Below are 10,911 nucleotides of genomic sequence, written 5' to 3'. Positions count from 1 at the left end.
ACCCGCGCCCTCCCCATGGAACTCAGGCAGTTACGCTATTTCGTCAGTGTGGTTGCCCACGGCAGCATGGGGCGCGCGGCGCTCGAGCTCGGCGTGGTCACATCGGCGTTGAGCCAGCAGATCAGCCGACTCGAAAGCGAACTCTCCACTCGGCTGCTGCGGCGCACCTCGTCCGGCGTGGTGCCGACCGATGCCGGCCTCGCCTTCTGGCGCCAGGCGCAACTCGCGCTGCGTCACGTGGATGCGGCCGCGCTGGCAGCGCAGGAAGCGCGCCTATCAGGGCATGTCAGCGTCGGGCTCGCACCGAGTACGACGGGCGTGCTCGGGCTGCCCTTCATCCAGGCCATGCGCGAGCGCTATCCGGAAGTTCGGCTGCACATGGTAGAAAGCCTGTCCGGTCATCTGGGCTCGATGCTCGACGCGCGTCAGATCGACCTCGCGATTCTGTTTCAGGAAGAACCGGCTCAGCGCTGGAGCAGCCTGCCGTTGCTCGACGAGCAGTTGTTCGTGATCGGCAACCCGACGCTGGCCGGCATGCCGGCCACCGCGTCGGTATGGCTCGCGCAACTGGAGCGCTTGCCGCTCGTCCTGCCAAGCGGATCGCACGGATTGCGTGCGCTGCTGAGCGCCGCCTTCAGGCGCGCGCACTACGAACCGCTGATAGCCGCGGAAATCGACGGCCTCGCGATGCTCATGGACACCGTGCGCGCCGGCATTGGCGCGACGATCCAGCCGGGCGCCGCACTGGCTCGCCCTGAAAACGCCCAGCTCACCAGTATCCCGATCCTCGATACCGACGTGACGCGCCCCAACCTGATCGTCAGCGCATCCGACGACGAGCTGTCGCCGGCTGGCCTCGCCGCGCGTGTCGTGCTCCTCGATGTCGCGCGCGAAATCGTGGCCGCCGGGCGCTGGCCCGGCGCGGCGCTCCGCGCCAGCGCGACCCTTCACGAAAACTGAAGCCCCCTTGCCCCGCCGCCCATGGCGGTGCGGCGCGTTCGCCCGTACAGTGCGAGCCAAAGGAGACAACTCGATGGTCGATGTTCTCGTCATCGGCGGCGGCAATGCTGCGCTATGCGCCGCCCTCATGGCTCGGGAAGCCGGTGCTTCCGTTCTGTTGCTGGAGGCCGCGCCGCGCGAATGGCGCGGCGGCAATTCACAACACACCCGCAATCTGCGCTGTATGCACGACACGCCGCAGGACGTGCTCGTCGATGCTTACCCCGAAGAGGAATACTGGCAGGATCTGCTGAAAGTAACCGGCGGCCTTACGGACGAGGCGCTCGCGCGGCTAGTGATCCGCGCGTCGTCAACCTGCCGGCCGTGGATGCGCCAGCATGGCGTGCACTTCCAGCCGTCGCTCTCGGGCGCGCTGCACACCGCCCGCACCAACGCTTTTTTCATGGGCGGCGGCAAGGCCCTCGTCAACGCCTATTACCGCAGCGCGGAACAACTCGGCGTGCAGATCCGCTATGAAACGCCGGTGCAGCGCATCGAGCTCGACGGCCCGCGCTTCGTGGCCGCGTGGGCGGGCAGCGAACGCATTACGGCGCGCAGCTGTGTGCTCGCGGCGGGCGGCTTCGAGTCGAACCGCGTGTGGCTGCGCGATGCCTGGGGCGTCAACGAGCGCGGCGAACACCCCGCCGACAACTTCCTGATCCGCGGCACGCGCTTCAACATGGGCACGCTGCTGCGCTTCATGATCGACGCGGGCGCGGACAGCATCGGCGACCCGACCCAGGCACATATGGTGGCAATCGACGCACGCGCGCCGCTCTACGACGGCGGCATCTGCACGCGCGTCGACTGCGTGTCGCTCGGCGTGGTGGTCAATCGGGACGCCGAACGGTTCTACGACGAAGGCGAGGACTTCTGGCCGAAGCGCTACGCGATCTGGGGGCGTCTCGTCGCCCAGCAGCCGGGGCAGACCGCCTGGTCGATCATCGATGCGAAGGCCATTGGACGCTTCATGCCGCCGGTGTTTCCGGGCGTGCGGGCGAACAGCTTGCCTGAACTTGCAACGGCCCTCGGACTCGACCCCGCGCGTTTCATGGAGACCCTTAACGCGTACAACGCCGCCTGCCGCCCCGGCACGTTCGATCACACGAAGCTCGACGATTGCCGCACCGATGAGCTCGCTCCGCCGAAGACTCACTGGGCGCTCCCGCTCGATACGCCGCCATTCTTCGGCTTCGCCTTGCGTCCGGGTATCACGTTCACTTATCTCGGCCTGAAAACCGACCAGACGGCCGCGGTTCGCTTTGGCGGCGAGCCTAGCGAAAATCTCTTCGTCGCCGGCGAAATGATGGCCGGCAACGTGCTCGGCAAAGGCTATACGGCCGGCGTCGGCATGAGCATCGGCACGGCATTCGGCCGCATCGCCGGCACCAACGCCGCCGCGCATGCCGTCGCTTCGGTACATAAGGAAAGCAGTCGTGCAAGCTCTTGAAAAACTGATCCAGCAAGCCAGCGACGAGTGGTCGCCCGTCGCCGTGACCGTCGCAAGGGCGCCGCTTCTCTCCGTGCCGGAGGACGAAGCCGCCCGGATCCTGCAGATCTGCAACGCGTGCCGCTACTGCGAAGGCTTCTGCGCCGTCTTTCCGGCCATGACACGGCGCCTCGAGTTCGGCACAGCCGACGTCCATTACCTGGCGAACCTGTGCCACAACTGCGGGGCCTGCCTGCACGCGTGCCAGTACGCGCCGCCGCATGAGTTTGCCGTCAACGTCCCGCAGACGATGGCCAGCGTGCGCGGCCGCACGTACCGCCTGTTTGCATGGCCCCGTTCGTTCGCGGCGCTGTACGAGCGCAACGGCCTCGCGGTCGCCCTCGCGCTTGCGGGCGGCGTCGCACTGTTCCTGATCCTCGCGCTCGCGATGAGCGGTAACCTGTGGCAGGCCTCTGTGAGTGGTTCGTTCTACGATGTGTTCCCACACACGCTGATGGTCGGTATCTTCGCGCCGGTCTTTCTGTTCGCTATCTGTGCACTGGGGATCGGTGTGCGTCGCTTCTGGCGCGAAGCCGTGCCGGGCTCGGCCAGTGGCGCGGCGCTTGCCGAAGCCACCAGCGCGGTCGCAACACTTCGGTACCTGGGTGGTGGACACGGTGAAGGCTGCAACAACGAGGACGACCGCTTTTCGCTCGCGCGCCGGCATTGCCACCATGCGACCGCCTACGGTTTCGCGTTATGTTTCCTGTCGACATGCGTCGCCACGCTCTATCACTATGTGTTCCGGCTCGAGGCGCCGTATGCCTATACGAGCCTGCCGACACTACTCGGCACCGTCGGTGGCATTGGCATCGCTGTGGGTACACTCGGCCTTGGCTGGCTGAATCTGCAACGCCATCCCAACCAGGGCGACGCCGCGCAAAAGCCGATGGATCTCGGCTTCATCGCGCTGCTGCTAATCGTCGCGCTTAGTGGCCTCGCACTCATGGTGCTGCGTAGCAGCGCTGCGATGCCCAGTTTGCTGGCGCTGCATCTCGGCGCCGTGATCGCCTTGTTCCTGACCATGCCTTACGGCAAGTTCGTTCACGGACCGCTACGCGCGGCCGCGTTGCTCAAGTGGGCAATCGAGCGCCGCCAGCCGAACCGGGTCGGCCTTACGGATGACTGATCAATCCAGACAACCTGCTCGCAGCTCTCCTGTCTTCAGAGACCGTGGGCGTCCCTCTCCGTCTGGAGCAGAACTAACCCTTGGATAGGCGCCGCAGCGCCCATCCTCTGCAGCTCACTCCCGATAGCTCGGATCGATCCGGTCCAGCTTGCGCAGCAACGCCGGCCATTCGAGCAGGCCGTACGGACGACGCGTCTGCGGCTGGTAGTTCATGTACGTTTGTTCGAGCACTTCGGGCGAGACTTCGTTGAGTTCGACACCGCACGCCTGCGCCGCCAGTTGCGAGCGGCACGACAGCTCCAGTCGATGCATCGCGTTGAACGCCTCCGGAATCGTGCGGCCGACGGTCAGCAGCCCATGGTTGCGCAGGATCAGCGCGTTGTTGTCGCCGAGGTCCGCGATCAGCGAGTCACGCTCACTCGTATCGAGCACCACGCCGCAGTAATCGTGATAGCCGATCTTGTAGAAGCGCATGGCGGTTTGCGTCATCGGCAGCAGTCCGCACTTGAGCGCCGACACGGCCATCCCCGGCCAGCTATGCGTATGGATCACGCAGACAAGCTCGTGCTTCGCCTCATGAATCGCGCCATGAATCACGTAGCCGGCGCGGTTGATTCCATAGTCCGCGCCGACGAATGCAGGCTTGGTCAGAATGTTGCCATCGTTGTCGATCTTGATGAGACTCGACGCCGTGACTTCTTCGTACAGCATCCCGTAGGCGTTGATCAGGAACGCCTCTTCGCCAGGCACACGCGCGGAGATATGGTTGGCCGCCATGTCGGACATGCCGTAGTGTTCGACGAGGCGATAACACGCGGCCAGGTCCACGCGCACCTGCCACTCCTCCTCGGAACAGTGTTCGCGCATCGAGGGGATGTCGAATTCGGGAATCGGTTTCATGGAATGCTCCTGCAGGTCATAAAGGAAGTGAACAAAGGAATACGTGCTTCATGCGGTCATCTGCGAATCGCTGCGGCGCAGGCATAAGGCGGCCACCAGCGTGCAGGCGATACAGGCCGACGCGTACAGGTAGAAGCCCTGTTCGTAGCCGACGCTCTTGAACCAAAGACCCGCATAGCCGGCGGTGCCGCCGAACAATGCGGTCGCAATCGAATAAGGCACGCCTACGCCGAGCGCACGCAAGCGCGCAGGAAAGAGGTCCGCCTTCGCAATCGAACAGACCGACGTGTAGCCGCATACGATCAGCAGCGCCACGGCAAGCAGCAGGAAGGCTGTGGATTCGCTGTGGGTGTGCGCGAGTGCAGCAAGCAGCGGCCAGGTACCGAATGTCCCGCCCACGCCGAACGCGATCAGCAGAGGCCGTCGTCCAATGCGATCCGAAAGCGCGCCGAACAGCGGTTGCACAAGCATGAACAACGTCAGCGTGGATAGCGACACCCACGCGGAGGCACGTGCCGAGAGCCCCACCGTGTTGACGAGGTAGCTGTGCATGTAAACCGTGTAGGTGAAGAATGCGAGCGTGCCGCCTGTGGTGAGGCCGAACACGAGAATCACGGGACGCCAGTGCTTGCGCAGCTCGGAAAGTCCGGTGCGTTCCTTGGCGGCTTCGGAGAGGTTGCGAAAGTCGGGCGTTTCGTCGATATTGCGGCGCACCCAATAGGCGACTAGCGCCAACGCCGCACCGGTGATGAACGGTACACGCCAACCCCACGCGTTGAGCTCAGCGCGCGAAAAGAAGAACTCCTGCAGCAGGACCTGGACGAGCGTGGCGAGCAACTGGCCCATGATCAGCGTGACGTAATGGAAGCTGCTGTAGAAGCCGCGACGACCAGGCTTGGCAATCTCGCTTAGATAGACCGAACTTGCACCGTACTCGCCGCCGAGAGAAAACCCTTGCACGAGACGCGCGAGCAGCAACACCAGCGGCGCGAGGGCGCCAATCTGGACGTAGGTCGGACACAGGCCAATCGCAAGCGAGCCGCCGCACATCAGGATGACCGAGAGCGTGAGGCCGGCGCGCCGGCCCCGCCGGTCTGCGTAAAGGCCGATCATCCAGCTTCCGATTGGACGCAGCAGGAAGCCCAGCGCGAACACGGCGGCTGCGCTGAGAAGCTGGATGGTGCGGTTCTCGCGCGGGAAGAACGACGCCGCGAAATAGATTGAAAACGTCGTGTACACATGAAAGTCGTACCACTCGATCAGATTGCCGATCGAGCCGCCGACTATCGAACGCGCCGCATGGCGCGTTGATGACCCCGCGTGGATACCCGGCACAGCATCAGGGGCGGCGGCCGTTGCGTGTATGTCGTTCATGGACGTTTGTCTCCTGTAGTTTTGTGTGATGGCCTTCTGTGCGGCCTTAAGTCATGCCGGCGCCGAACGGATCGTCCGGGCCGGAAACGCCACCAGCAATACAACAGCACCGCAACCGATGATCGCGCCCAGCACGACCAGGCCGCTGCCGAAGCCGGCCGCGCCATGACTCATCCAGCCCAGCGCGGCAGTACTCAACGCACCGCCAAGCGAGCCGATCACGTTGATCACCGCGATACCGCCGGCTGCGGTTTCGCGTGTGAGGTAAGTCGGCGGAATCGACCAGAACACTGAAAGACAGGAATAGTGACCCGCCGACGCCACGGCCAGCAGGACGATCGCCACGACCGTGTTGCTGTGAAAGAGCGGCAGCATCGCAAGCGCCGCGGCAGCACAAACGAGTGCGATAGCCGCATGCCAGCGCCGCTCGAGCGTGCGGTCCGAGTGGCGCCCCACCAGCAGCATCACGATGGTCCCGATGAACGCCGGGATTCCCGCCAGAACGCCAACGTTGACGACCTGCGCCACGCCCGAATTACGGATCACCATCGGCGCCCAGAAGGCCAGCGTGTTGCCTAGCGAAAAACTGCACGCGAAGGTGAAGCCCGCGCAGAATACGCGCGGGTCGGACAGAATCGCGCGAAACGGCGCGTGCTTCGAGCGGCGTGTCTTGTGGCTTTCGTCACGGTCGAGATCCGCGAGAATGAATGCGCGTTCGGCGCTTGCCAGCCAGGGCGCTGTATCGGGCCGGTCACTCAGCACGAAGAAGAGCACGACGCCGAAGACGGCCGAGGGCATGCCTTCGAGCAGGAAGAGCCATTGCCAGCCATGCAGCCCGAGTTGTCCCTGGAACGCGTGCATGATCCATCCCGAGAGCGGTGTACCGAGCGTCGCCGCCAGTGGAATGCTCAGGTAGAAGATCGACGTCATGCGCGCACGACGCCGCGCCGGAAACCAGTAGCTCAGGTAAAGAAAGATACCGGGTGTGAAGCCGGCCTCGGCCACACCGATCAGAAAACGCACCAGGTAAAACTGCATCGGCGTACGAACAAACATGGTCATCGTCGACAAGATTCCCCAGGCCACCATGATGCGCAAGAAGGTCTTGCGCACGCCGATGCGGTCGAGCATCAGATTGCTCGGAATCTCGAACACCACATAGCCGACGAACAGCAGACCGGCGCCGAAACCGTAGGCCGCATCGCTGAAACCAAGGTCGGACTTGAACTGGATCTGCGCAATGCCGATGTTGATCCGGTCGAGATAATTAAGGATGTAGCCGAACACCAGCAAGGGCAGGATACGCAGCGCGACCTTGCGATAGACCGCCCGCTCGAACGCGTCAGCCGTCGCGCCTGTGTCGAGAGTTGCGGGGGGCGAATCGATACTCAACGCCATGCGGTAACTCCAGTTGGTGGGCTGCCAGTGTGATCAGACGACGGCGAACTGCGGCGGGACCGCATTGACGAGCGATGCGCCGCGCTGCCAGCGCGCCAGGTTGTCGAGCCAGATGCGGCCGACGGCGTCGTAGTAGCTGTCCGAATGCCCTGCGGTGTGCGGCGAGATCAGCACATTGGGCAAATCCCATAGCGGCGAAGCCGCATCGAGCGGCTCGCGTTCGAACACGTCGAGCCATGCGCCGGCGAGCGCGCCGCGCGCAAGGGCCTCGATGAGCGCGGACTGCGCCACCACCTCGCCACGCGCCACGTTGACGAGGTAAGCACGTGAAGGCAGCGATGCGATTCGACGTGCGTCAATCAGGCGTGTTGTGAGCGGCGTCAGCGGACACGCGAGGATTAGCCAATCGGTGTGCGGAAGCGCATCGTCGAGTTGTCCGAACGAGATCGTACGTACAGTCCCGTTCGTCTCTGCACCCGCCGCTCCGCCCGCGCCGCTGTCGCGGCGAACGACGGTGACGTTCATTTCGAGAACCCCGAGCAAACGCGCGAGCCGCTGCCCGATCGGACCATAGCCGACGATGAGGGCATTCTGGCCCGCGAGGTCGCTTGGCGAGGCCTCGCCAAGCAAAGGCTCCCACGCATGACGGTGTTGAGCTTCGTAGAGATGGCTGAAGCGGCGCGCGAGCGCAAGCATTCCGCCGAGCGCCGACTGCGCCACGACACCCGCGTTCGCCCCCGAGGATGTCGTGACGGTCACACCGCGCTGCAGCAATTCCGGGAAGATTGGCCGGTCGGCGCCGGACGAATGCGTATGGACCCATGCAAGACGAGGCGATTCACGCAGTACCTTGTAGAAAGCTTGCAGTTCCGCGGTGAGGTCGGTCTTGGTTGAGCGACCCGTCACATCGCGGCTGATGAACGCAATGTCGGCTCGCCCGCGATGCGGCTCGTCGGGCGTCACGATGCGGTAAGCGGTATCGCCAAGCACGTTCGCGATCGCGCCACCCAACCGTTCGGCCGCCGAGCGCGAAAGTAGAATATCCAAAGCCAGTCTCCGTCTTTTGTTCGAATGGGTGGGGTACCTCCGCCGGGAAAACCGGCACACTCCTGTTCAGATTGTGGCCGCCCCAGATAGGGCTGCTGTGCATTTTGGCGAATGCAGCGTTTCCATTTAGATAACGCTCGAGCGGCAAACGATCCGTACCATGCAAGTATGCGCTGCGCTTTCCCGCCTTCCGTTCAGCCCGACTAAACACCTGTTCACAATGACGAAACCCTGCCTCGGTCCCCTGCCGCCCCCGGCCTTTGTGCCGGCCGCCATTCCACCGCGCGCGTGTGATTGCCATGCACACGTGTTCGGCCCTTACACGCAATTTCCTTTGGCCGACGAACGCAGCTATACACCACCGGAAAACCCCGTGACGCGCTTCATCGAACAACTCGATGCCACAGGCTTCGCGCGCGGCGTAGTCGTAACAGCAAGCGTGTACGGCACCGATAACCGCTCTCTCGTCGACGCACTCCAGCAAGCCCCTACGCGATTGCGCGGCGTGGCGGTAATCGACGGCAGCACCTCCGAGGCCGAGCTCGACAGCCTCACGCTGCATGGGGTGCGCGGCGCCCGCTTCAATCTCTATCAGGAGCACGGGCAGAAGGTGTACCGCAACGGCGCCGGCCTCGACGATCTGCGCGCCCTTGCCCCGCGTCTTGCAGCGCGTGGCTGGCACGCGCAGATATGGGTTCACGCGCCCGACCTGCCGGAACTCGCGCCCACGTTGCGTGCACTGTCGATCCCGCTAGTCGTCGATCACATGGGGCGCATGAATGTTTCACGCGGCACGGATGACGCCGGCTTTCAGACGCTTGTCGCCCTGCTCGCCGACGGCGCCGCGTGGACCAAGATATCGGGCGCGGATCGGATTTCCGCAACGGGGGCACCGTACGAAGACGTGTTCGCCTTCGAGGCCGCGATTCTTGCGGCCAACCCCGATCATGTGGTGTGGGGCAGCGACTGGCCGCACGTCAATTACTTCGAGTCCGCAAGGATGCCGGACGACGGCACACTGATCGAGCATTTCTTGCGCGCCGTGCCGGATACTGCGTCGAGACAAGCCATACTGGTAAGCAATCCGGTGCGCCTTTACGATTTCCCGCTTTGATCCTCGCGCACTGCGCGCGGCAAGCCGGGGACCTCGCGTATCATGCATCCACCCTTGCGGGCGTGGCGAAAACGCCGGCCCACGTCATCCCATGGATCGCCCCACGCATGAAAATGGATTTGCCCGGCCTCCAGATGCTGGTGGCCGCCATCGAGGCGAAGAGCCTTTCGAAAGCTGCAGAACGCGAGAATCTGGCTACGTCGGCGGCGAGCAAGCGCATCGCCGAGCTGGAGCGGCGGCTCGGCACGACGCTGCTCGTGCGCCATGGACGCGGCGTCGAGCCGACACCCGCTGGCGCGGCGCTCTATCATCGCGCGAAGGCGATCTTGCGCAGCGTCGAACTGGCGCAAAACTCGGTAGCGGAGTTCGGCATGAGCGGGCAGCCGAAAATCCGGCTGGCCGCGAACCGCTCGTCGATCATCCAGTTCCTGCCGCAAGCGCTTAGCCGTTATTACGTGAGCGAGCCCAACGTTCAGATCGAACTGCAGGAACGCTACAGTTACGACATTCCGCGCTTGATCGCCGATGCCGATTCGGACATCGGTATTTATCATGCCGTCACGCCCGCGCCAGGCATTCATTCGATTGCCTACCACCGCGATCGTGTCGTGCTGGTCGTGCCGCTCGACCATCCACTCGCCACGCACAACGAAACAACGCTCGAAGCGGCAAAGGACTATCCGTTCGTCGGCTATTTTCCGCGACACTCATATGAGGCGTTTCTGTCGCTCGCTGAAGACGGGTTGTCGCGACCGCTCAATGTTCGCATCGAAGTTTCGAACTACGAAGCACGCTGCCGCATGATCCGCGAAAAGATCGGCATTGGCATCATGCCGGAGCTGATTGCCGCTTCCTATCTCGGCCGTTATGGTCTTAGGGCTATCCACCTGCTCGACGGGTGGGCAACTCGCCAGTTCTATATTGGCCTTAGGAACAGCGGCGAGCAGCCGCCGCTGCTGGCGACTTTTATTGCGCATTTGCTCGCTGCGGCGGGGGATGAGAAAGCATCAGAATGAGGCTGCTGGGGCAGCCTCGTATCCCAATGCAAAGATTCCTCCTCCAGAATTTTTATTCTCGGATATCATAGGCGCCGTCGTACACCGTCAACACTCGGTCCCACTTGGCGTCAGGCTATTGTTTTGTTTCAGGGCGGACCCACTGCAATCAGGAGGTTTGGATATGAAAGATCTTTACACCGCAGCTTCAGGCGACTTTCTTCTGAATTCTTCCATGCATTGGGATCATGACCACGCTCGAATCCAACCTGCTTTGCAAGACCGCGTCTGCGCGTCTTAGCCTTCATCCTCCAAGTCCTCAACGTCCAAGCAGGACACTCGGCCCTAATGGGTCTGCAATCGTTGATCTAACGCGCCGGTTGCGCGTCTTCCTTCTCCAGCGAAATAACCCGCGCCTCGGCAGCGTTGGTGTCGGACTAGCGTGCCTTGCGCAAGTCCACGGATT

9 protein-coding genes are annotated in these 10,911 nt (G+C 63.4%); 5 read left to right on the top strand and 4 right to left on the bottom strand.

The features are described from left to right. The first annotated feature begins 15 nt into the window (after positions 1 to 15). The 3 genes from P3T17_RS10160 (at position 16) to tcuB (ending at position 3,617) form a co-directional block, all read left to right on the top strand. Entirely contained in the window at positions 16 to 960 is a 945-nt protein-coding gene (locus P3T17_RS10160) for a LysR family transcriptional regulator (protein ID WP_429406368.1), read from the top strand. 73 nt (positions 961 to 1,033) lie between these two features. Then, entirely contained in the window at positions 1,034 to 2,449 is a 1,416-nt protein-coding gene (tcuA, locus tag P3T17_RS10155) for an FAD-dependent tricarballylate dehydrogenase TcuA (protein ID WP_429406366.1), read from the top strand. After that, positions 2,436 to 3,617, top strand: coding sequence for a tricarballylate utilization 4Fe-4S protein TcuB (tcuB, locus tag P3T17_RS10150; protein WP_429406365.1), 1,182 nt, complete (start codon positions 2,436 to 2,438; stop codon positions 3,615 to 3,617). The genes tcuA and tcuB overlap by 14 nt, the downstream gene beginning before the upstream one ends. A 114-nt stretch (positions 3,618 to 3,731) precedes the next feature. Here the strand turns inward: tcuB and P3T17_RS10145 are convergent, their stop codons facing one another. The 4 genes from P3T17_RS10145 to P3T17_RS10130 are packed head-to-tail and all read right to left on the bottom strand — an operon-like array spanning position 3,732 to position 8,336. After that, positions 3,732 to 4,517: a class II aldolase/adducin family protein gene (locus P3T17_RS10145; protein WP_429406363.1), complete on the bottom strand. Its 786-nt coding sequence runs from the start codon at positions 4,515 to 4,517 to the stop codon at positions 3,732 to 3,734. A gap of 48 nt (positions 4,518 to 4,565) precedes the next feature. After that, positions 4,566 to 5,891: an MFS transporter gene (locus P3T17_RS10140; RefSeq protein WP_429406362.1), complete on the bottom strand. Its 1,326-nt coding sequence runs from the start codon at positions 5,889 to 5,891 to the stop codon at positions 4,566 to 4,568. 51 nt (positions 5,892 to 5,942) lie between these two features. Next, positions 5,943 to 7,289: an MFS transporter gene (locus P3T17_RS10135; protein ID WP_083611599.1), complete on the bottom strand. Its 1,347-nt coding sequence runs from the start codon at positions 7,287 to 7,289 to the stop codon at positions 5,943 to 5,945. A gap of 33 nt (positions 7,290 to 7,322) precedes the next feature. Next, entirely contained in the window at positions 7,323 to 8,336 is a 1,014-nt protein-coding gene (locus P3T17_RS10130) for a D-2-hydroxyacid dehydrogenase (RefSeq protein ID WP_429406360.1), read from the bottom strand. 160 nt (positions 8,337 to 8,496) lie between these two features. Between P3T17_RS10130 and P3T17_RS10125 the strand changes: the two genes are divergently transcribed. Both P3T17_RS10125 and P3T17_RS10120 read left to right on the top strand, forming a co-directional pair. Continuing rightward, a complete protein-coding gene (locus tag P3T17_RS10125; RefSeq protein WP_429406359.1) occupies positions 8,497 to 9,450 on the top strand; it encodes an amidohydrolase family protein in 954 nt (317 codons plus the stop codon). A gap of 107 nt (positions 9,451 to 9,557) precedes the next feature. Then, positions 9,558 to 10,466 carry a LysR family transcriptional regulator gene (locus P3T17_RS10120; RefSeq protein ID WP_429406357.1) on the top strand — a complete coding sequence of 303 codons (909 nt, stop codon included), beginning with the start codon at positions 9,558 to 9,560 and terminating at the stop codon, positions 10,464 to 10,466. Positions 10,467 to 10,911: the final 445 nt, after the last annotated feature.

It is taken from the genome of Paraburkholderia sp. GAS82 (assembly GCF_050436285.1).
Taxonomy (GTDB): Bacteria; Pseudomonadota; Gammaproteobacteria; order Burkholderiales; family Burkholderiaceae; genus Paraburkholderia; species Paraburkholderia phenazinium_B.
Note: the sequence above shows the minus strand (reverse complement) of the source record. Positions and strands in the feature narration are given on the sequence as shown.

Coding starts and splice junctions, on each gene's coding strand:
- P3T17_RS10160 (WP_429406368.1), top strand. CDS start 16: ATGGAACTCAGGCAGTTACGCTATTTCGTCAGTGTGGTTGCCCACGGC.
- P3T17_RS10125 (WP_429406359.1), top strand. CDS start 8,497: ATGCAAGTATGCGCTGCGCTTTCCCGCCTTCCGTTCAGCCCGACTAAA.
- P3T17_RS10120 (WP_429406357.1), top strand. CDS start 9,558: ATGAAAATGGATTTGCCCGGCCTCCAGATGCTGGTGGCCGCCATCGAG.
- tcuA (WP_429406366.1), top strand. CDS start 1,034: ATGGTCGATGTTCTCGTCATCGGCGGCGGCAATGCTGCGCTATGCGCC.
- P3T17_RS10140 (WP_429406362.1), bottom strand. CDS start 5,891: ATGAACGACATACACGCAACGGCCGCCGCCCCTGATGCTGTGCCGGGT.
- P3T17_RS10145 (WP_429406363.1), bottom strand. CDS start 4,517: ATGAAACCGATTCCCGAATTCGACATCCCCTCGATGCGCGAACACTGT.
- P3T17_RS10135 (WP_083611599.1), bottom strand. CDS start 7,289: ATGGCGTTGAGTATCGATTCGCCCCCCGCAACTCTCGACACAGGCGCG.